17 protein-coding genes and 1 tRNA gene are annotated in these 19,386 nt (G+C 62.7%); 5 read left to right on the top strand and 13 right to left on the bottom strand.

All coding sequences use genetic code 11. The features are described from left to right. Positions 1 to 315: 315 nt before the first annotated feature. Positions 316 to 1,242: a DUF1003 domain-containing protein gene (locus FJ930_RS28840; protein ID WP_141841026.1), complete on the top strand. Its 927-nt coding sequence runs from the start codon at positions 316 to 318 to the stop codon at positions 1,240 to 1,242. Positions 1,243 to 1,509: 267 nt separating this feature from the next. Then, positions 1,510 to 1,586, top strand: a tRNA-Arg gene (locus tag FJ930_RS28845). A 42-nt stretch (positions 1,587 to 1,628) separates the two neighbouring features. Here FJ930_RS28845 and FJ930_RS28850 read toward each other — a convergent pair. From FJ930_RS28850 to FJ930_RS28870, 5 genes are all read right to left on the bottom strand, one after another. Next, the gene (locus tag FJ930_RS28850; protein ID WP_141841027.1) at positions 1,629 to 2,648 is read right to left on the bottom strand and encodes a hypothetical protein; all 1,020 of its coding nucleotides are present in this window, start codon (positions 2,646 to 2,648) and stop codon (positions 1,629 to 1,631) included. A 3-nt stretch (positions 2,649 to 2,651) separates the two neighbouring features. After that, positions 2,652 to 4,328, bottom strand: coding sequence for an N-6 DNA methylase (locus tag FJ930_RS28855; protein WP_141841028.1), 1,677 nt, complete (start codon positions 4,326 to 4,328; stop codon positions 2,652 to 2,654). 503 nt (positions 4,329 to 4,831) lie between these two features. Continuing rightward, complete coding sequence (locus tag FJ930_RS28860) at positions 4,832 to 5,125, bottom strand: hypothetical protein (RefSeq protein ID WP_141841029.1); 294 nt, start codon at positions 5,123 to 5,125, stop codon at positions 4,832 to 4,834. A 71-nt stretch (positions 5,126 to 5,196) separates the two neighbouring features. Further along, complete coding sequence (locus FJ930_RS28865) at positions 5,197 to 5,799, bottom strand: hypothetical protein (RefSeq protein WP_141841030.1); 603 nt, start codon at positions 5,797 to 5,799, stop codon at positions 5,197 to 5,199. Between the two features lie 213 nt (positions 5,800 to 6,012). Continuing rightward, on the bottom strand, positions 6,013 to 7,110 hold the full coding sequence (locus FJ930_RS28870) for a LacI family DNA-binding transcriptional regulator (protein WP_181763501.1): 1,098 nt from the start codon (positions 7,108 to 7,110) through the stop codon (positions 6,013 to 6,015). A gap of 603 nt (positions 7,111 to 7,713) precedes the next feature. Between FJ930_RS28870 and FJ930_RS28875 the strand changes: the two genes are divergently transcribed. The 3 genes from FJ930_RS28875 (at position 7,714) to FJ930_RS28885 (ending at position 11,390) form a co-directional block, all read left to right on the top strand. Beyond that, entirely contained in the window at positions 7,714 to 8,676 is a 963-nt protein-coding gene (locus FJ930_RS28875) for a sugar-binding protein (RefSeq protein WP_141841031.1), read from the top strand. 121 nt (positions 8,677 to 8,797) lie between these two features. After that, positions 8,798 to 10,336 carry a sugar ABC transporter ATP-binding protein gene (locus FJ930_RS28880; RefSeq protein WP_141841054.1) on the top strand — a complete coding sequence of 513 codons (1,539 nt, stop codon included), beginning with the start codon at positions 8,798 to 8,800 and terminating at the stop codon, positions 10,334 to 10,336. Between the two features lie 58 nt (positions 10,337 to 10,394). Beyond that, the gene (locus FJ930_RS28885; RefSeq protein WP_141841032.1) at positions 10,395 to 11,390 is read left to right on the top strand and encodes an ABC transporter permease; all 996 of its coding nucleotides are present in this window, start codon (positions 10,395 to 10,397) and stop codon (positions 11,388 to 11,390) included. A gap of 81 nt (positions 11,391 to 11,471) precedes the next feature. Here FJ930_RS28885 and FJ930_RS28890 read toward each other — a convergent pair whose 3' ends face one another. From FJ930_RS28890 to FJ930_RS28925, 8 genes are all read right to left on the bottom strand, one after another. Continuing rightward, entirely contained in the window at positions 11,472 to 11,687 is a 216-nt protein-coding gene (locus FJ930_RS28890; RefSeq protein ID WP_140748212.1) for a hypothetical protein, read from the bottom strand. Further along, the gene (locus tag FJ930_RS28895; protein WP_141841033.1) at positions 11,684 to 12,439 is read right to left on the bottom strand and encodes a COG4280 domain-containing protein; all 756 of its coding nucleotides are present in this window, start codon (positions 12,437 to 12,439) and stop codon (positions 11,684 to 11,686) included. Before FJ930_RS28895 ends, FJ930_RS28890 begins: the two co-directional genes overlap by 4 nt. Positions 12,440 to 12,518: 79 nt before the next feature. Further along, positions 12,519 to 13,562 carry an ABC transporter ATP-binding protein gene (locus tag FJ930_RS28900; protein WP_141841034.1) on the bottom strand — a complete coding sequence of 348 codons (1,044 nt, stop codon included), beginning with the start codon at positions 13,560 to 13,562 and terminating at the stop codon, positions 12,519 to 12,521. Beyond that, positions 13,559 to 15,388 (bottom strand): ABC transporter permease subunit, encoded by a 1,830-nt coding sequence (locus FJ930_RS28905; RefSeq protein WP_181763502.1) that lies wholly within the window; start codon positions 15,386 to 15,388, stop codon positions 13,559 to 13,561. The genes FJ930_RS28900 and FJ930_RS28905 overlap by 4 nt, the downstream gene beginning before the upstream one ends. A gap of 16 nt (positions 15,389 to 15,404) precedes the next feature. Next, on the bottom strand, positions 15,405 to 16,409 hold the full coding sequence (locus tag FJ930_RS28910; protein ID WP_181763503.1) for an extracellular solute-binding protein: 1,005 nt from the start codon (positions 16,407 to 16,409) through the stop codon (positions 15,405 to 15,407). Positions 16,410 to 16,500: 91 nt separating this feature from the next. Further along, entirely contained in the window at positions 16,501 to 17,418 is a 918-nt protein-coding gene (locus FJ930_RS28915; RefSeq protein ID WP_140748197.1) for a MurR/RpiR family transcriptional regulator, read from the bottom strand. Between the two features lie 193 nt (positions 17,419 to 17,611). Beyond that, positions 17,612 to 18,241, bottom strand: a complete 630-nt coding sequence (gene phnN, locus FJ930_RS28920; protein WP_181176540.1) for a phosphonate metabolism protein/1,5-bisphosphokinase (PRPP-forming) PhnN — start codon at positions 18,239 to 18,241, stop codon at positions 17,612 to 17,614. Beyond that, a complete protein-coding gene (locus FJ930_RS28925) occupies positions 18,238 to 19,377 on the bottom strand; it encodes an alpha-D-ribose 1-methylphosphonate 5-triphosphate diphosphatase (RefSeq protein ID WP_141841037.1) in 1,140 nt (379 codons plus the stop codon). The genes phnN and FJ930_RS28925 overlap by 4 nt, the downstream gene beginning before the upstream one ends. Positions 19,378 to 19,386: the final 9 nt, after the last annotated feature.

Genomic DNA, 19,386 nt, shown 5'->3' on the forward strand with positions numbered 1-19,386 from the left:
CAGAACTCCGCACAGCTGCGGCGCTCATGTGTCGCGGCATGGATCCCAGGGTCTCCGCGACGCCGCTGCGCGGCTGCACGCCCTGGTGCGACGAAGTCGGGCAACCCCGAATGCCTGCGATAATCCAGCGCCCTGCGAAGGGCCGGCCTTATTGCGCCCAAGAGTAGAACACCCCGAAAAGCCCGCAGCCGGCTATCGTCTTGCGGCTGTCACGCAATCGTGCGGAAGACATGGCATAGGCTGCGGAAACCGACAGTGGATATGTCCCGCCACCTCGGCGTATCCTCCCGTGCAGCGCGACAGCAGGAGCCCATCATGAGCACCACTCCCAAGGCATCCGAGCAGCAAGCCGCCGACAATCAGAACGACAGCGGCGGCGAATATCTCGAGGCGCCGACCACGCAGGAGGATTTGCACGGGGTTTCGGACGAGCATTTCGACACGCCCGAAGTGCCGGATTCCGAACCGGCCGGCCCAGGCGCGTCGCGGATAAAGCCGAAGAAGAAGCCATCGGCGATCTCGGGCCGCAAATTCCGCAAGCGCGACCTGGTGCGCATCGACGATCTCAGGCCGAGCCTCGCCGACCGCATCCGCTCCGACCACCCGGACCTGCCCAGGGGCGCCCGCATCAGCCGCGAGGAGCTCGGCCGCTACCGCATGCGCTACATGGAGGAGCTGCTGCAGCAGGAGCACGGCGAATTCTCCGAGCTCGACCGCCAGGTGGTGGAATCGATCGCCCGGCAGGACACGATCTCCGAAAACTCGGAAGAGGAGTTCGAGGAGCACCGCTCCTTCGCCGACCGCATCTCCGACAACATGGCCGCCTTCGGCGGCAGCTGGTGGTTCCTGATCTCGTTTGCCAGCGTGCTTCTGGTGTGGATCGGCATCAACCTGTTCGAGGGCATGGCCGGCGCCTTCGACCCCTATCCCTTCATCCTGCTCAACCTGCTGCTCTCCTGCATCGCCGCCATCCAGGCGCCGGTCATCATGATGAGCCAGAAGCGCCAGGAGGTGAAAGACCGCCTGCGCTCCTTCAACGACTACCGCGTCAACCTCAAGGCCGAGCTCGAAGTGCGCCATCTGCATGAAAAACTCGACTACCTCATCTCGCGCCAATGGACGCGTCTGGCCGAAATGCAGCAGATGCAGCTCGACGCCATGCACGAGCTGGCGGGCGCCAAGAAGAAGCGGGAAGTGCGCGGCGCGAGAAGAAGGACGGTGAAGAGCGAGGTGGGGGAGTGACGCCTACGAAGTTTGGGTTCCTCGCCTTATGAAATGGGGTCCGAAGGACGAGCGAGACCCGTGGCCGCCCGGCAAGGTGGCTCGGCGAAGCCGAGACGGAGAGGGGAAGCGCCATGTCCGGTAAGCCAGCACCAGCGAGAGGACCAACCCGCCTCCATCACAGCGCACCCACAATCCCCAATTGCCCGTTGAAGCCCGCGCCCGCTTCCGCTAAGAAGCCGTGACTTGCCGGTTCACCGGCTGGTTCGTTTTCCGCATAACCGGAAAGCACCCGTAGCTCAGCTGGATAGAGCGCTGCCCTCCGAAGGCAGAGGTCACAGGTTCGAATCCTGTCGGGTGCGCCAGTTCAAGCCAATCCCTCTGGTTCCTCCATTGCCCCGAGATATTTACGTCCTCTCCGCTCCTATAGCATCCTCATCCAATTCCTCAGCCTCGGCACCCGAGACAAAGAAATGATGCCGAGAATTCTTTGAGAGGTAGCTCTGCAATCCAACCCGAGCTTCTGCGATCTTTGTATAATATTCACGGAAGGGCTGTGATACTGAAGCCGCACGCGTCGCGCTGGGCGCCATGGGAATTGAAATCTCAAGATACCTTTTGCCGACGTCTTCCCGATTAGTCTGCATAAACACCACACGCTTCCACTGATCACGGACGGTCTTCAACGTCATTGCCCAGAGCAGGTAAAAATTGTCGAAATCCGCCTTCGGGCCTGGACGCAGAATGATGACCTCTTTGGTGGTCATGACCTGCTCTTGTCCGGGCATTAACACGCAGAAATCGCCGATATTCTTAGATGTTCGTTCAGGGCAGATTAGGTCGAAAGGCCGTAATCCGGACGACGTGCCGCGCCAGAAGGCCTCGGCTACCGCACGGGGAACGCGGTTAGTGGGATTAATGTTCACGTGACCAGCACGGAGATCAGACACCTTTATGTAAGGAACCTCTCCGATTCTTTGCTCTTGTGAGGGCGACCCGTGTCCATTGCGTATCGTGATAAGACCGCTGTCTTGGAGCTCGCCCAAGGTGGCAGCGCTGAATCCGACGAATTCCTTGTCTGAAGCCAATATTGTCCGGAAATGGTCATCAAACCGATGATCGTAATAGACTGGCACGGCGCAACTCAGCGTGACCTTCTCTATAGGAACGAAGTTGAGCGTATCTGGTAATCCGGCGTTGGTTTTAGGGACGGCCGTAAGCTTCGCTAGCGCCTGCATGTCCTCAAGAAGGCGATCGTTGATAGAATCGACCATTACGCCTGTGTCAGTATCTTCAATCTGAACCCGCCGCCCCGTTTCAAGATCAATCTTCTTAAGGAGCCGCCCTCCCTTTGTTAGCCCGCAGGTTGGTGCTGTCGAGACCATGACGAAATCGTCCGAGAACCATTTTGGTTTGTGAACGGCCATAAATTACTCCTTGCCCGTCTGCTTTTCGGTCAGCGCCAGCTTCTCAAAGATGTAGAAGTTTGTTTTGGCGCGACAAAATTCTTCGAAAGCTTCCATCGGAACGTTCATCATGCCACGCAGCTTCAATTTGCCTTCCATCCATCCTGGCAGCCAGCGATACTTCTTGCTGAAGAAATAAGTCTCTGGAAGGATAATGCCGATCCGTCCGCCTGGAACTAGAAGGCGATAGCAAAGCTCAAGATAGACCAGGCCGATCTCAAGGTCAGCGTAGTGGGTCAGCCCCTTCATTGCTGCTGCATTGGCAATGGTATATCCGCCTAATTTGCAGTCTGCCGCCTTTACTTTCAGATTCTCCCCGAAGGGTGGGTTTGTGACGACGACAGTAAACTGTTCGTGGACAAAGGGCGCGGCATCCTTACCGAGCTCATCACGAAGCTTCGTATATTTGGTCGCCCATTCGTTAGCCCGGATCGAGTCTCCGAGAAGTGCGTGAGTTGACCCGTCCCGCATGGCAACCATCATCGCGCGAGTAAGTTTGATGCCAATGTCGTCTTTGTCGACTCCGTAAAGATTGTCATTCGCCCATTTGATAAGATTCCATGACTCCTCAGGCTTTGGGAATTCTTTTGCTGCAACCTGACGGAGTGCCTCGATCAGGAAACCGCCAGTACCACAGGCGGGATCAATCACTTTGTCCGAGGAGGTGATATCGAGCGCCAAGATGGCTGGTCGCACGACTCGCAGAGGTGTCAGGTATTGTCCTTCGCCACTCTTCAGCGCTGACGTCCTGAAAATTTGGAATGCTTTGGCGAGAAGATCGATCTCATCACCTAGAATGCGATACGGCCACAACTCTGAGACAACGGCGTAGATTGTGCTGTCACTGAGCAAAAGGACATCGCGATCATGCGCCAGAAAAATACGCGTACGCTGACGCGTGAAGTAGTCCTTAAACAGCTCCCGAATCTTTCCGACCGTTCGCGAAATCCTGTCCGCTTCCGCACCATAAAGTCGAAAATCCACCGGATCAGCCCGGCGAGCGGAGCGGCTGAACACGGCATCGCTTTCTAGTTTGACAAGCATCACATGCAGCAGCTCACGGAGCTGGTCTTCGCGGCGGGTGACGATGGGATCGGCGATGACGACCGTGGCAACGATACGTCGCAGGACTGCGGACAGTTCGGCCTCGTTCGGTACCTTTAGCGTTTCCCAAGTCGGCGGCTCGGCCGGAGCTTGGGTCAGGTCGTCGCTAGGTTGGGGAAGGCGTGCCCCTTCGATCTCAATCCAATCCGAAAAGTGACATTTATAGATCGCAAGTGTCTGACTCCCGTTCGTCCAGAAGCCCATTTTCACCATAGGTTCGCTGCTCAGGTAACGGATGAGCTGCGCCTTCCCTGCGTTAATATCCGGAGCCTTGAACTCGAAAATGATCTGAAGAGCATGTGCTTCGCCGCTTGAGTCAGCAAACGCTACGAGATCTGCGCTGCCGCAGACTTCATACTTTTGGCCGCGTTCGCGTTTCGTTAAGTCATGAGGAGCGCGGGGTACAGGCCATTCAGGCTTCCATCGCAATTGACCCTCTTGCCAGCCCAATCGGATAAGTTCCTTGATTGTGATCTGGCGAACTGATTCCTCCGGTTTGAGGGTTGCATCCGTCTTTGGTTCGATAGCGTTATCCACGATGGGCAGCTCCTCTTCGAATCAAAGCCTTCTAGCTCAAGGCTTCGGAAACGAGCTACTCTTTTTTGACGCGTTTGCCTTTTTTGTTTTAAATCAGGAGCGGACTGTTAGGGGGCAATTGACTGGTCATCCGATAACCATCGCCATGAGGGAAGCGGCAAGAGAACTAATAGCGCTGTCTTGCCAGCGCTGTTTTTCAGCGCAGTTCTCAGTTTGTCTTCTTCGTTTTTCCCAACGCCTTCAGCACCGATGCCACGTCGGTGTGGTCGTCTCGCCAAGCGTCAACCTTAGCCACCTTATAGCCATCCGAAGCGAGTTCCGCTGCCATCCCCGACAGGAAGTACGTCTTGCCTGCGCCCAGGGGGCATTGACATTTATCGACGTGCCTCTCTCAACCGCGATCGCATTTCGCTGTAACAGGTATTTGCTTAGAAACTTCGCGTCCTCTTGCCGATTGAGATGATCGCCGAACCAGATCCTCGCAGCGCCGCCATTATCCACGTTCATCTCTTTTTCAGTTCGCCCCATTCGGATTGCCATTTTACGCCGCCGTCCAGTCGTACATAAATTGTGGTCGTCTTAACGATTAGCGCTTGCTCCTTTGCCACTTCCAGTGCGTCAGGCATCTTGAGTTGTAGCTGCGTCGACAGTGCGTCTGCATCAAGCTGAATTTGGTATGGCCCCTTGCGATGCACGTCGAAGATCGGCCATCCGTAGGCACCAGGATAGCCGACCAACAAAACGCTGTTTTGCTCCAGCCCAAAGGCGGCATCGGCTTCTATAAGGGTCAACTGCATCAAATTCTCCCAAACATTCAGGCATGGCAGACTATCGGCACAGCATCTCGCACGCCACCTCGTCGCTGCCCCTACGACGAAGGAACCCTTGGCTCCTCCACCAGATAAAACCGGTCCTTCGGCGAAAAGTCCGTCACCAGGAATGAAAACGAGGCTGTCTCCAGCGGGTCGACCTTGCCTTTGCGGAACAGCAGCCTGTCATAGGGCTCGAAGTCGCGTTTGAATTCGGCGAAGCTGTCGGATTTGATCATTTTGTCCTCGCGCTGCGCCTGGTCGAACGATAGCCCGTCGCCATAGTCGCTCGGCCGGTTCATGATCGACTGCAGCTCGAATTCGAATTCGATCCAGGCGTCGCCGCTGTTGTTGAGGGCGACGATCTTCAGCGGCAGGAAGCCGGTCGCGTAATTGCCCGCCGTTCCGAACGGCTGGATCGGCATGGCGGCCCGTATGGTCAGCGTCACCGGGTCCGCGGTCTCCAGTTCCTCGGTGACCACGATCGGGTCGGTGCGCGTTCCGGCGCCTGTGGCCGAAAGGATCCTGAAGCCGCCGAGTTCGTCCGAGAAGGAGTAAGCGCCCGCCTGGAAGAGTTTGGTCCCGTCGGCTTCGGCGCGCGGGCAGTCCGCGGCCAGCAAAGCCGCACACACCTGCACACAGCGCAAGCCTCGACCCATCATGGCTCAAGTATGGACGACAATTGCCCGGCCGCCTACTGGCAACGGACGGCATGATGGTGACCGCGATCGATGGGGTTCGCCCACAGGGTGGCCGCAGGCAAGGGCGCTGCCGCAAGAGGGTGATCTGGGTTTTCGGATCTGCCGGCGGACCGACGGAATACACCCTCGCGACCCGCTGGCGGACAAGGCGCTGTGTCAGCCCGTCGCCTCGCCTCAGCCTGCCGCCATCGCCCGCACGCTCTCGCGTTCCACCAGCGGGCATTCCAGCTTGGTGATCGGATACCGCCCCTGTCCCGTCACCACCGGCGCCTCGAGCTGTTCGATCGCCCATTGGCCCATCGCCATGTGTGGCAGGATCGAGGTGGTCAGCGGCGGGAACAGGTGCCGGGCGATTTCCTCGTCATCGTAGCCGACGACGGAAATATCCTGGGGGATGTGCAGGCCGGCTTCCTTCAGCGCTTCGTAGCAGCCGATCGCCGTGCGGTCGTTCTGGCAGAAGATGGCGGTCGGGCGGTCTTTCAGCGCCAGCAGCTTCACCGTCGCGGCATAGCCCGCGCTGGCCGACCAGTCGCCCTCCACCACCAGTTCCGGGTCGAACGGGATGTCGGCCGTGGCGAGCGCGCGGCGGTAGCCTTTCAGCCGGTCCTGTGCGGCCTGCATCCACGGCTCGCCGGTGATGGTGGCGATGCGGCGGTGGCCGTGGCTGATCAGGTGACGGGTCGAACTCTGGCCGCCGGCGATCTCGGAGGGCACCACGGCGGGGAAGGCATAGTCCGACGTGTAGCAGTTGAGCAGGATCACCGGAATGTCGAGGCTGTAGAGGAAATCGGGCGCCGTGATCTCGCGGGTGAAGATGGTCATGTAGATCAGCGCCGAAATGCCCCGCCGGGTCAGCGCCTGTATGGCGCGCGGCTCCATCACGGCGTCGCCCATGGTCTGCGCCACCAGCAGTACGTTGCCGGCGTTCCACGACGCCTGGCGCGCGCCCTCGATGGCCACCACCGCCTCCGGGCTGGTGGCGAGCTGGTCGACGGCAAAGCCGATCACTCCGTCAAGCCCCTCAAAGGCCGCAATCGGCGTCTTCAGTGCGGAGAAGGCCGGCGCGCTGTAGCCCAGCGCCCGGGCGGCCTCGATCACCCGTTCGCGCGTCTGCCGCGACAGCCGAATCCCTGGCGAATTGTTGAGCACGAAGGAGACGGTCGCCTGCGAGCAGCCGGCGGCCCTGGCGATGTCGGTCATGGTGACCCGGCCCTTGGGTTTTGCCGGCGCCTTGCGGCGCCTCGCCGTCTCCCGATCCGTCGTTTCGCTCATTGCATTCTGTCCCCGATCCCTGGTCCTGTCTAGCGGCAGCCTGCCGGGCCGACAAGATAGCGCGGTGGTATCGATTTATAGAAGCTGCCCCATGATTTATATCTATTAGTTGCCTTGCAGTCCATTGCTCATGCGGCTCCGTGCATCAGGAAAGGCAGGGCTGCGCGGCCTTAAACACTGCACGGCTAAGGCATCGGCCCGCCGGCGCATCGACGCGGACGCGCGGTGACCGGTCTGGACAGGGGTGAAGACTAATACTGTTTACTAATACAAAAATGCGCTGTAACGTCAATCCGTCGCATCCGGGCTCATTGTTCCGGGGGTGACGGAAAGCGAGCGTGACTGGCCCGATGGCGAGCGGACTTGGACTCCGCGAGATCTTTCTCGGACATATGATATGTCAGACAAATCGGACTATTTACGAACGAAGGATGAGTCTCTAAAGTCCCTGGCCGTGGCTGGAGCGACGCCATTCTTTCGGTGCCGGGAACCCCTGAGGAGGAGGGGCGTCCAAGCCTCAAAAGGCAAATTCAGGTGAGCAAGGCAAATTTGCAGTGAGCAAGACCGGTCGGCCGATGGCTGGACCAAAACGGGAGGTTGAACATGAAGTCTTTGATACGCAATGCATCCGTGGCCGCCGCGGCCCTGGTTGTCGGCCTGACGGCGACGGCCGTCGCGCGCGCCGACGACAAGCCGACGCTGGCCTTCGTCGTCAACGGGGCGTCCGATTTCTGGAAGGCCGCCGAAGCCGGCGTCAAGAAAGCCCAGGGCGAACTGCCCGACTACACGCTCGAGCTCAAATATCCGGAACAATCCTCGGTCGCCATCCAGCAGCGGCTGATGGACGATCTGGTGACGGCCGGCGTCAAGGGCATCATGGTCTCGGCCGTCGATCCCAAGACCTCTACCGATGGCCTGAACAAGATCGCCTCGCAAACCGCGCTGTTCACCACCGACAGCGATGCGCCGCAGACCAAGCGCGTCGCCTATATCGGCTCGTCCAACGTCGATGCCGGCAAGCAGGCGGCCGAAATCGCCAAGAAGGCAATGCCCAATGGCGGCAAATGCCTGGGCTTCGTCGGCCTGCTCGGCGCCGACAACGCCAAGGAGCGTATCCAGGGCATGAAGGATGGCCTTGCCGGCACCAAGATCGAACTCGTCGACGTGCGCGGCGACGACATCGACCAGGCCCGCGCCAAGAAGAATGTCGAGGACGCGCTGGTCGCCAGCCCCGATGTCACCTGCATGGTCGGCTTCTATTCCTACAACACGCCGCGCATCTATGAAGCGCTGCGCGACGCCGGCAAGCTCGGCTCGATCACCGTCGTCGGCTTCGATGACGATCCGATCACGCTGGGCGGCGTCAAGGAAGGCACCATTGCCGCCACCGTCGTACAGCAGCCCTTCGAATGGGCCTATCAGGGCATGAAGCTGATGGCCGCCTACCTCAAGGGCGACAAGTCGGGCATCCCGGCCGGCAATCTGATCATCATCCCGACCAAGATCATCGGCAAGGATGATGTCGACGCCTATGCCGCCAACCTGAAGGCGATGGCTGGAAAATAAGGCCACAGGCAGTTCAGCCGGCTCAAGCTCGCCTTGAGCCGGCTGATCGCATTGACGAACACCGCGAGGATCGTCAGTCTGAAGATGGACCAAAATGGCCCGCCGGCTGCTGTCAGGCATGATGAATTATTCCGACACATCCATCTCGGCAATCGCCCCGTTCCTCAGCCTCGAGAACGTGCGCAAGACCTATCCGGGCGTCGTCGCGCTCGACGGCTTCTCGATGGAGGTCAGGCCGGGCGAGGTCATCGGCCTGGTCGGCGAGAACGGCGCCGGCAAATCGACCCTGATGAAGATCCTCGGCGGCGTCACCACGCCGGACACCGGCACCATCACCGTCGACGGCACCGCCCACAAGGGCCTGAGCGTCGAAGGCAGCCTTGGCTCGGGCATTGCCTTCGTCCACCAGGAGCTCAACCTGTTCGAGAACCTCGACGTCGCCGCCAACATCTTCTTCGGCCGCGAGCCGCTGCGCGCTGGGCCATTCAAGCTCGTCGACCGCGCCAGGTTGCGCACCATGGTGGCGCCGTTGCTCAAGCGCGTCGGCGCCAATTTCTCCGCTGACACGCAGGTCGCCGACCTGTCGCTTGCCCAGCAGCAGATGGTCGAGATCGCCAAGGCGCTGTCCATCAAGGCAAGGCTGGTCATCCTCGACGAGCCGACCTCGAGCCTGCCGATCGCCGAAACCGACAAGCTGCTCGACGTCATCAAGGGGCTGAAGGCCGACGGCATCAGCGTCATCTTCATTTCGCACCGCCTGCACGAGGTCGAGCGTGTCGCCGACCGCGTCGTGGTGCTGCGCGACGGCATGCTGGCCGGCACGCTGGGCAAGCGCGACATCAACCACGACCAGATGGTCAAGCTGATGATCGGCCGCATGCTGAAGGAGCGCGAAAAGGCTTCCGAGGCGGCGCGTGCGCCGGGCGCCGTGGCGCTTGCGGCCAAGGCCGTCCGCACTCCCGCCTATCCCGGCCGGCCGGTCGATCTCGACGTCAGGCGCGGCGAAATCCTCGGCCTTGCCGGCCTTGTCGGCTCCGGCCGCACTGAGCTCGCACGCGTGTTCTTCGGCATCGACGGCTGCCTCGGCGGCACGCTCGAACTCGACGGCACGCCGCTTGCGCTGGCTTCCGCGGCCGATGCCGTCGCGCACGGCATCTTCCTGGTCCCGGAAGACCGCAAGCTCACCGGCATCCTGCTCGATTTGTCGATCGCGCAGAATATTTCGCTGCCCAATCTGCCGGCCCATGCGAAGCGATCGCTCGTGTCGGCGGGCGCCGAAACGGCAACCGCCGAGAAGCAGAAAAAGAATCTCGGCATCAAGGCGCCCTCGGTGCAGACGCGCACCGGCACGCTGTCGGGCGGCAACCAGCAGAAGGTCGTGCTCGGCAAATGGCTGGCCATGAACCCGAAGGTGATGATCCTCGACGAGCCGACGCGTGGCATCGACATCGGCGCCAAGGCGGAAATCTATGGGCTGATGCGCGCGTTGGCCGATGCAGGCGTCGCCGTGCTGATGATCTCCAGCGACATGGAAGAGGTGATCGGCGTGTCGGACCGCATCGCCGTCATGCATGAGGGCCAGATCTCGGGCATTCTCGACAAGGAACAATTCAGCCAGGAAAACGTGCTGCTGCTGGCGGTGGGCAAGCAGCCGAAATAGTTTTTGCCTCGGGGTCGCGGAAGCGCGATCTGCTCAGGCAAGCATTGGGGAGAAGACGATGAGCAAGAAAGATCTCGGCCTGCTGATCCTGATCCTGGTGGTGGGCGCCATCGTTGCCATCATCAACCCGCGTTTCCTGTTGCCGATCAACCTTGCCAACACCTCGAACCTGATCGGCCTGTTCGGCATCCTTTCCATCGGCCAGGCCTTCGTCATCATCACCGGCGGCATCGAACTGTCGGTCGGCTCGCTGGTGGCGTTGCTGGGCACGCTGTTCATCGACTTCATCGCGGTGCGCGAGCTCGACTGGCCGCTGGCCTTCGTGCTGATCATCGCATTGGGGGCCATTATCGGCCTGGTGCATGGCTGGCTGATCACACGGCTCAAGCTGCAGCCCTTCGTCGTCACGCTGTGCGGCCTCTTGATCTATCGCGGCGTCGCCCGCTTCTACACCGCCGACGGCACCGCCGGCTTCGCCTTCGGCCAGAACTTTCCGGAACTCGAATTCCTCACCGCCGGCCGCTCCTGGGGCGTGCCGAACTCCTTTTTCGCATTGATCGTCATCGCCATCGTCATGTGGGTGGTGCTGCACCGCTCGGTGTTCGGCCGCTATCTCTACGCCATCGGCAAGAACGAGGAGGCGGCTAAATATTCGGGCATTCGCACCGGGCGCATCGTCATGGCGGCTTACGTCATCTGCGGCGTGCTGACGGCGCTGTCGGCGATCTATTTCGCCATGTACACGCGCTCGATCTCGCCGGCCAGCCACGGCCAGTTCTACGAACTTTACGCCATTGCCGCGGCGGTGCTCGGCGGCTTCTCGCTGCGCGGCGGCGAGGGCTCGCTGGTCGGCGTCATCCTCGGCACCGTGCTGCTGCAGGAGTTGCAGAACCTCGTCAACCTGCTCGGCATTCCGTCCTCCCTCAACTTCGCGGTGATGGGCGGCGTTATCCTCATCGGCGTGCTGGTCGACCAGCAATGGGGCGTGTTCCGGGCCAGGCGGCGGATGATCGACGCCAGCCGCAAGACCGTGGCCGGCGCGGCCGCGGAATGACACCCCTGCCGCTCGGCGCCCGCGCTTGCCGCACCTTGCGCGGCTGAGTCCGTCAGGCTTTGAGCCGTGTGTTCGTCGGAGCTACCGCTGGGCCGCGCTTGCGGCGCGGCGAACGCTTTGCAACAGGATGGCGAGACAGCCGACCAGCAGCACCGCGCCGCCGAGCAACGGTGGCAGTGCCAGCAGCTTCACCGCCGCAAGGACGGCGGCCACCAGCACCAGCGCCAGCAGCGCGAGATTGCCGTCATCGACGAACATGCCGAAGAATTCCTTGGCAATAAGACGAATGACGTTCATCGGGCGAGCCCTCCAGCGGCTGCGGGGTAGGTACTGCGCAACCACCGCACCATGGCAAAGGATGCCAGCGCGACGACGCAGAAGATGGCGAGCAGAGCGAGATCGGCGCCCGGCCAGTCGGCGCCGATGCCTTCGCCGGTCCAGAAGATGCCGAAGCTGGTCAGCATCAGCCCGACCACGAATTTGAGCGCATTCTCCGGAACGCGCGCCAGCGGCCGGTGCACGGCAAGGCCGACAAGCATTACCAGGATGAAGGCTGCCAGCGCACCCAGGCTGGCGTAAAGCGTCTGCCCGTGCGCGGCACCGACGGCAATGACGATGAACACCACCTCGACGCCCTCGAGCAGCACCGCCTTGAAGGACGCCAGCCCGGCGAGGTAGTCGGCGCGGCGGTCATTGGCCTGCCGGTTCAGCGCCGCGGTTTCCTTGGCGAAAGCCGCCTCCTCGTCATGCAGGGCGATGACGCCGACGCTGCGCAGGATGGCCTTTCGCAGCCAGCGCATGCCGAACAGGATCAGCAGCACGCCGACAACGAACTGCAGCGTGGTGATCGGCACCAGCGCCAGCAACGGGCCGAACGCCAGCACCAGGGCCGCCAGCACCGCCAGCGCCAGGGCGGCACCGGTCAGGGCCGGGCGCCAGCTGCGTGTCACCCCGACCGCGAGCACGATGGTGAAGGCTTCGACGACCTCGACCAGGGAGGCGAGAAATGCCGCCGTGACTGTCGAGAGAATGGGTGTCAGTGTCTGCATCAAACCTTCCTGTCTTGTCTCATTCGACCATGATCCCTTTGGCCGCTCGTTTCCATCTGCGGGATCGCGATCCAAATCGCTATGCGGTCAGCACCACACATCGCTCCGGCGGCAGCGAAAAAGCAAGCGAAGCGCCAACCGGCGGCGCTTCGGGCCAATCGAGCCGCACACGGTGGGGTCCGAGGTCGATCGCCAGTCGCCAGCATCGGCCCTGGAAGGCGCTCGACAGAACCTTGCCCTGCAGGCGGTTGTCCGGATAGGCGTCGGCCGGGCGGGCGTCTTCGGGACGAATGACCAGCATGCCGGCGCCAGGGCGCGCGCCCGGCGTGCGCACGGTTTCGGCGTCGCTCTCGGCGATCTTGAAGCGTTCGTCACGGACCTGTCCGCGAACGATCGAAAAGCCGCCGATGAAGCTGGCCACGAAGGAATCGGCGGGTGCCTCGTAGATCGCACGTGGTGTGTCGAACTGGACGATCTCGCCTGCCCGCATGATGGCGATGCGGTCGGAGACCGCCATCGCCTCCGCCTGGTCATGCGTCACATAGACGACGGTGATGGCCTCGCGGCGCACCAGTTCCATCATCTCGATGCGCATATCCTCGCGCAACGCCGCGTCGAGATTGCTCAGCGGCTCGTCGAACAGCATCAGCGCCGGGCGTGCGGCCAGGCAGCGGGCGATGGCGACCCGCTGCTGCTGGCCGCCGGACAATTCGGTCGGGTAACGATCCCTGTAGGGGGCAAGGCGGGTGACGTCGAGCGCGTGGGCGAGCCGCTGGGCGATGTCGCGATCCGAAAGCCGCTGCGAGCGCAGCCCGAAGGACAGGTTGTTGGCGACCGTCATGTGCGGCCACAGCGCGTAGTCCTGGAAGACCATGCCGATCCGCCGCTTTTCCGCCGGTATCACCGAATTCTCGCTCCACACGACACGCCCGTCCAGCGTGATCGATCCTCTTTCGGGCTCGACCAGTCCGGCGATGATGCGCAGAAGCGTGGTCTTGCCGGAGCCGCTGGCGCCAAGAAGCGAAACCACTTCGCCGGCGTCGATCTTGAGATCGAGGTCGCTCAGGACCGGACGTCCGCCGAGCGACTTGCAGATGCCGGCACAATGCAGGGAGGCGGTCATGACAAGGTTCCCGTTCCCGCGGTTTGACCGCTGCCCACGCCGGCATGGCCCGCGCTTCGACGCGGTTTGACGAACCGCCGAAGCGGGTACCAGACCAGCGCGGCACCGATGCCCGCGGCCGCCATGGCGACCAGCGCGATGGCCGATGCCAGCCCATCACGATCGTGGCTGAACAGTTTCAGGATGAGCGTCGGCGCCGGCGGTCCGCTTTGGGGAATGAGCATCTGCGAGATAGGCAGCTCGAACACGGTGCGGATGAATGTCAGCAGAAAGGCCGTCACCACGCTCAGCAGCACCAGCGGCAAGGTGATCGCCAGCAATCGCCGGATTGTGCCCACGCCATGCAGGCGCGCCGCGTCCGTCAGGCTTGGCGCCAACTGGCCGATCGCCGAAAGGATCACCACCAGACAGTAGGGAAGTGCTGCCGCGACATAGCCCATGACCAGCAGCGAGCCGTCGCCATAGTGGGGAAACGGCCAGTCGCGGAAACCCGGCAGGCGATTCCAGACCAGGATATAGCCGAAGCCGAGCACGATGCCCGGGATTGCCACCGACCCCAGCGACAGGCCGACGACGGCGCTGCGCAGAACCGGGCCCGCGCGGTCGAGTTGCGCCGACAGGAGCAGGGCGAGTGAACTGGCGATAAGCGCCGTCAGCCCGGCATAGAAGAGGCTGCGCAACAGGCCATCATTGGCCGCGGTGTTCAGGCTGAGCGCCGCCACCACATTGGCACTCGTGAAATTGCTCCAGACGAGCCCGTGACCCAGCGTTTGCGTCAGGGCGCGTGCCGCGATCGCGCCGAGCGGCAATGCCAGCGCGAGGAAAGCGATGGCAAGGGCCGCCGCCATGGCGAGCCAGCGCCACGCGCCGAGATTGTAGAGCCGAGCCGGCCTTGCGCGGCCGGAGATCAGGCGCGGGTCGGCGCGGCGGCGCAGCAGCCTGTCCGCCACCACGACGAGCAGCACAAGGGCGAGCAGGACGAGCGCCTGGGCGCCGGCTGCGGGAAAGTCGACGGGATAATCGCTGGCGGCGGCGTAGATGCCGTAGGTCAGCACCCCGAAATTCGACATTCTGGCGATGGTCGAGGCCAGGCCGAAATCGGACAGCACCTCGGCGAAGGTGGCGATGAAGCTCAAGGCGATGGCCGGCGCCAGCAAGGGGCCGTTGATACGGAGCCAGATCCTGAGCGGCGTGGCGCCGGAGAGCCGTGCGGCATCCTCCAGTTCGCTGCCCAGGCCGGCGAGCGCGCTGCCGATGATGAAGGCGGCCAGCGGAAACAGGCTGAGCGTGTGGACAAACACCAGGCCGGCCAGGCCGAAGAACGCCGAGCCCAGCCAGGCAGGCAGCAGCCCAAACTGAGCCAGGTAACCGCCGGAGGACATCAGCAGCACCCAGGCGAGCGCCTTCAGATAGGACGGCGTCAGGAAAACCAGCCACGGCACGATTGAAATCGCCGTCCGTCCCGGAATATCGCAGCGCTGGACCAGGATCGCGAAGGCGCCACCCAGCGCCGTCGTGGTGCAGGCGACGAGCATGCCGAGTTCAAGCGAATGCAGGACCGAGCCCGCGACATAAGGCGAGTTGAAAACGCGGGCCAGCGGCTCGAAACTCAGGCCGTTGCTGGCATCTTGCGCGGCAAACAAGCCGGGCATGACCGCCTGAACCAGCACCAGGGCAAGCGGCAATCCGATCAGCAGGCCAAAGACGGCGTAGACGGCAAATGGCCCGCCGTAGCGGGTAAGCGCCGACAGGCGGCCTAACGGCGGTTTTCTGGCGCCGGCGCCGCGGGCAAAAGCCGCGGCGCCGGAATGCTGGAGGATCGTCATTTCCCGAACAGCCGGGTCACTGGACGAAGTTGGCCTTGTACCACTGCTTCCACTCGCTCTCGTGAGCGGAGGCCACGGCATCGTCGAGATGCGTGTAGGTGATGTTGGTTTCGCGGCCGGGCTTGGCGTTGATGCCCTTGATGATCGGGATGTAGAAGAAGTCGGTGTCGTCGCCATTCTGCATGGCGGCCTGGCCCTCGGCGCTGGTGACGAAGTCGATGAACTTCCGCGCCGCGTCCATGTGCTGCGTCTTGGCGCTGATGCCGAGGCCCTGCGGCAAGGATACGGACCCTTCGCTGGGGTACACCGCGACGACGGGTTCGCCGGCGGCGATCTTCGAGAAGATGGCGCTGTCCTGGTTGATGCCGACCGAGGCATCGCCGGTCAGCACCGCCTTGTTCACCTTGCCGCCGCTCGACAGGCCCGACAGGGACTTGTTGGTCAGCGTCTTGGCCAACAGGGCCTTGCCGGCGTCGAGGCCGTTGGTCTGGAAAAAGCCGGCCAGCCATTGATAGGCGGGACCCGACAGATTGGGATCCTTGGCCGCGACCTTGCCCGCGAAGGACTGAAGATCGGCCCACGACTTGGGCAGCTTGTCGGCGGGCACTTTCTTGGTGTTGACCTCGATGGCCGTGGTGCTGGTGCCGGTCGGCAGGAAGGCGTGGCTTTGCGGGATTAGCGACTTGCCGAGATCGGTGAATGCCACCTTGTCATAGGCGGCGGCGGGAATGGCCTGCAGCACGTGGTCGGCCGCCATGCGCTCCATGACGGCGGAGCCATCGAGCCAGACGATGTCGAATTGCGGGTTGCTGCCTTCGGCGGCGATCTTGCCCAGCGTCTCCCCGGTGCTGCCGGGTTCGACGACGTCGACCGTGAGGCCGGTCTTGGCCTGGAAGGCCTTGGCCACCGGGCCGGCGAAATCGAGCGCGTCGTAAAGCACGAGGTCTGATGCCGAAGCTGGTGCTGCCGCGGCAAGCGCGCTAAGGCCAATCGCGAAGCAGAAAGTTGTGCGTAGTTTCATCTTGCTCTCCAGTCGATTTTGATCGGGCACAGTAAGCCCCATTGTACCATGTATAAACAAATTGAATGTTTTGTGTCGTACGCAGGAATTTCTACTTTTTATTGTTGTTATTCTTGCGGACGCCGCGCTTTATCCATGCCTTGTCGATCGATCCGCGAACCGTGCTCAACCGCTCGAGGACATCAAAGGCGGCTTCGCTGTTTCGTTTCGCCAGGCCGATGATCATCGCCTCGATGAGGACTATCGTGCCGCCATGCATGGCGAGGTGATCGGCCTTGCCGCGCGGTATTGGCAACGTCTCGGCCACCTTGCCGGACACCAGCGGAGCCAGATTGTCACTGATCAGCACGACCGGGACGTCGAACTGCCTGGCCTGTTCGAGGATGATCTCGACCTCGCGGTAGAGCGGCGCGTAAGCCATCATCAGCACGGCGTCGCCCTTGCCGAGCCACAACAAGCGGTCGGCGAGCGCGATCCCCGATACCGACAGCGCGCTGGTCGGCAGGCCAATCCGGTTGAATTGCAAGCTGGCATAGTCGGCCATCGCGCCCGATGGGCCGATGCCAAAGACATGGCGGCGATTGGCCCGCGCCAGAATGTCGACGCTACGCTCGAAAGCGGCCGCCATCTCCGGGCGCTTGAGCACGTCGAGCACACTCTCGTGAATGTCGATGACATGCCGCAACGCCCCGGCGCTATCGTCGCCGGTCTCCTGCAAGGTGCGCGCCAGGCGCTTGCCAGGGGAGGGCGTGCCGGTCAGGTCCGAGAGCAGCATCTGGCGAAGCGCCGAGAGGCTTTCGAAGCCAAGCGAGCGCGCCGTGCGAACGACGGTGGCGTCGCTGGTGCCGGCCAATTCCGCGATCTCGGCCGCCGATCCCAGCAGGACGGACTGCTTCTGGTCGACGAAGAACCGCGCCATGCGCTGCTCGGCCGGCGGCAGGTTTTCCAGCGCCGCCTGGACCCGGGCATCGACCGTCGCCTTCCGATCTTTCGAGGCATCATATGTCATGTCGGGCGGTCATTTTTCTGGATGTAGTAATTGCAACGGGCGCCACCATCCGAAATGTCTATTACAGGGGTGTGACAATGGCGGTCGGCCCAGGCGAACATGTCTGCCTGCCGAAAAACGAGCGGCCGCAAACCGCCGGAGCGGCGGCCGTCGCCTCGTGAGATGCGAAAATCGAAGCTGTGGGGCGGAGGGTCTAGATCACGCCCGACATGTCGGAGAAGGCCATTGCCTTGCGCAGCAGCTCGGCGAAGCGCTCGCCGGCCGCCTCGCGCGGACCGCTGTTGTCGATCGTGGTGACGCCGGGACCGGACAAGGTCACATTGGCGCTGCGCGCCAGCCGGGCCAGCACTTCGCCGCGCGATTCGCGGCCGCGCATTGCCAGCCGCTCGGCCAGCACGTCGGGCGAAGCGGTGATCTCGACAATGGCCAGATTGGCATAGCGCTCGCGCAGGGAGGGGATAATCGCGCGCGACACGTTCGCCACCGCGACATGGCCATTGGCAACCGACCAGTCGACATCGGCGGGCAGGCCATAGCGCAGGCCATGCGCCTCCCAGGAGATGGCGAAGGCGCCGTCGGCCTCGGCCTCGACAAAGGCGGCATCGGCCAGCGTATCGTGATCCTCGCTCGCGGCATCGCTGGGCCTGGTGATGACACGGCGCACGAACTCCAGCCGGCTCTCGTCGGCAAAAAGCGCGCGGGCGTAGCCGATCACCGTGTCCTTGCCGGCGCCGCTTGGGCCTACGACCGCTACAAACACGCCATGGCGGATCGGGAACGTTTCGGCGGACAACTCACGCTCGATCAAGGCCGACACCATCATGCGACCCGGCGCCCCTGCCGCCAGACGGTGCGCACGACCGGAACATGATCGTCGACGCGCACGCGCACCAGATCGGCGCGGCGGCCCTGTTCGATGATGCCGCGATCGGTCAGGCCGATCGCTTCGGCCGGGTTTTTCGAAACCATGGCGACTGCTTGCGGCAGCGAAATGCCTTCGACCATGTCGCCGAGGAAGAAGGCGGACTGGATCAGGCTGAAGGGGATGTAGTCGGATGACAGGATGTCGAGCAGGCCGTTGCCGGCCAGCGTGCGCGCCGAGACATTGCCCGAATGCGAGCCGCCGCGCATGACGTTGGGCGCGCCCATCAGCACGCCGAGTCCGGCGGCCTTCGAAGCCCGCGCCGCTTCCTCGGTGGTCGGGAACTCGGCGACCCGCACGCCTTGCTCGATCGCCTCCTCGACATGGCCCGTCGTGGCATCGTCATGGCTGGCCAGGACAATGCCGCGCTCATGGCAGGCGGCCGCGATGAAGGCGCGGTTTGGGCCGGAATTGCGTGCCGATTCGCCCATCCGCTTCTCGCAGAATTTCTGGAAGTCCTGGTCGCTCAGCTTCAGCTTGCGCTGATAATAATAGGCATAGGTCTCGAGATTGACGAACTGGCGCTGGCCCGGCGCATGGTCCATCAGCGACGCCAGCTTGACCCGCTCGTCCTCATCGAAATTGGCGAAGGCCCGCAGGCAGTCCGGCGCCGAAACTTCGCAGCGCAGATGGATAAAGTGGTCGGCGCGCAGCCGGTCTTCCCGCACGCTGTCCTCGATTGCATCGGCGAGCTTGCGGATGTCGTCCGAGGTCAGGTCGGCGTCCTCATCCATGCCGACGCGAAGCGCGTCGAGCACGGTGGTGATGCCGGCGGTCGCCACCTGTGCGTCATGGGCGAGCACGGCGGCGATCGGATTCCAGCGCACCTTCGGCCGCGGCGCGTAATGGCCTTCGAGATGGTCGGTATGCAGTTCGACCAGTCCCGGAATGATATAGTCGCCGCCCATGTCGTCGCCGGTTCGGGCGGCACCCGCGTCAATGCCGGCGATAAAGCCGTCACGCAGCACCAGCGAACCCTCGACGATCTCGTCGGCAAGCACAATGCGGGCGTTGGAAAGAACAATCTCGGCAGTCATTTCAGGTAG

This window comes from Mesorhizobium sp. B2-4-15, from assembly GCF_006658505.1.
Classification (GTDB): domain Bacteria; phylum Pseudomonadota; class Alphaproteobacteria; order Rhizobiales; family Rhizobiaceae; genus Mesorhizobium.

Coding starts and splice junctions, on each gene's coding strand:
- FJ930_RS28875 (WP_141841031.1), top strand. CDS start 7,714: ATGAAGTCTTTGATACGCAATGCATCCGTGGCCGCCGCGGCCCTGGTT.
- FJ930_RS28915 (WP_140748197.1), bottom strand. CDS start 17,418: ATGACATATGATGCCTCGAAAGATCGGAAGGCGACGGTCGATGCCCGG.
- FJ930_RS28900 (WP_141841034.1), bottom strand. CDS start 13,562: ATGACCGCCTCCCTGCATTGTGCCGGCATCTGCAAGTCGCTCGGCGGA.
- FJ930_RS28860 (WP_141841029.1), bottom strand. CDS start 5,125: ATGCAGTTGACCCTTATAGAAGCCGATGCCGCCTTTGGGCTGGAGCAA.
- FJ930_RS28890 (WP_140748212.1), bottom strand. CDS start 11,687: ATGAACGTCATTCGTCTTATTGCCAAGGAATTCTTCGGCATGTTCGTC.
- FJ930_RS28850 (WP_141841027.1), bottom strand. CDS start 2,648: ATGGCCGTTCACAAACCAAAATGGTTCTCGGACGATTTCGTCATGGTC.
- FJ930_RS28840 (WP_141841026.1), top strand. CDS start 316: ATGAGCACCACTCCCAAGGCATCCGAGCAGCAAGCCGCCGACAATCAG.
- FJ930_RS28885 (WP_141841032.1), top strand. CDS start 10,395: ATGAGCAAGAAAGATCTCGGCCTGCTGATCCTGATCCTGGTGGTGGGC.
- FJ930_RS28865 (WP_141841030.1), bottom strand. CDS start 5,799: ATGATGGGTCGAGGCTTGCGCTGTGTGCAGGTGTGTGCGGCTTTGCTG.
- FJ930_RS28880 (WP_141841054.1), top strand. CDS start 8,798: ATGAATTATTCCGACACATCCATCTCGGCAATCGCCCCGTTCCTCAGC.
- phnN (WP_181176540.1), bottom strand. CDS start 18,241: ATGATGGTGTCGGCCTTGATCGAGCGTGAGTTGTCCGCCGAAACGTTC.
- FJ930_RS28910 (WP_181763503.1), bottom strand. CDS start 16,409: ATGAAACTACGCACAACTTTCTGCTTCGCGATTGGCCTTAGCGCGCTT.
- FJ930_RS28925 (WP_141841037.1), bottom strand. CDS start 19,377: ATGACTGCCGAGATTGTTCTTTCCAACGCCCGCATTGTGCTTGCCGAC.
- FJ930_RS28895 (WP_141841033.1), bottom strand. CDS start 12,439: ATGCAGACACTGACACCCATTCTCTCGACAGTCACGGCGGCATTTCTC.
- FJ930_RS28905 (WP_181763502.1), bottom strand. CDS start 15,388: ATGACGATCCTCCAGCATTCCGGCGCCGCGGCTTTTGCCCGCGGCGCC.
- FJ930_RS28870 (WP_181763501.1), bottom strand. CDS start 7,110: ATGAGCGAAACGACGGATCGGGAGACGGCGAGGCGCCGCAAGGCGCCG.